The organism is Neisseria sp. P0021.S006 (assembly GCF_051956895.1).
On sequence record NZ_JBQCWZ010000945.1, the window covers coordinates 1 to 568 of the forward strand.

A 568-nucleotide genomic window follows, 5' to 3' on the forward strand; every position below is an offset into this window, starting at 1 on the left:
TGCCGTATCGCCTTCTTTTTCCATCCATGCGCGGCGGGCGGCGGCTTCGCCTTTGCCCATCAGTTTGACGAAGATATCGCGTGTTTCGTCATCTGCACCTTCTGGGATTTGCACCTGCAACAGACGGCGGGTGTCGGGGTGCATGGTGGTGTCTTTGAGCTGATCGGGGTTCATCTCGCCCAAGCCTTTGAAACGGCTGATAGAATAAGCAGTTTCTTTAACGCCTTCTTTTTGCAGTCGCTCTAAAATGCTGTCGAGTTCGTTTTGGTCGAGGGCGTAGAATTTGCGGGCAGGTTTGCTCTTACCTTGTGCGTTGACATCGACGCGGAACAGCGGCGGCTGGGCGACGTAGATGTGTCCGTCGGCAACCAGTTTCGGGAAGTGGCGGTAGAACAGGGTCAACAGCAAAACTTGAATATGCGAGCCGTCCACGTCGGCATCGGACAGGATGGCGATTTTGCCGTAGCGCAGGCCGCTTAAGTCGGGATTATCATTGATTCCATGCGGATCAACGCCGATGGCAACGGAAATATCATGGATTTCGGCGTTGCCGAAGAGTTGGTCGGGG

1 pseudogene is annotated in these 568 nt (G+C 54.8%); it reads right to left on the minus strand.

The features are described from left to right. Positions 1 to 568, minus strand: a pseudogene (locus ACTHUM_RS18055) (DNA topoisomerase IV subunit B); the annotation flags it as partial.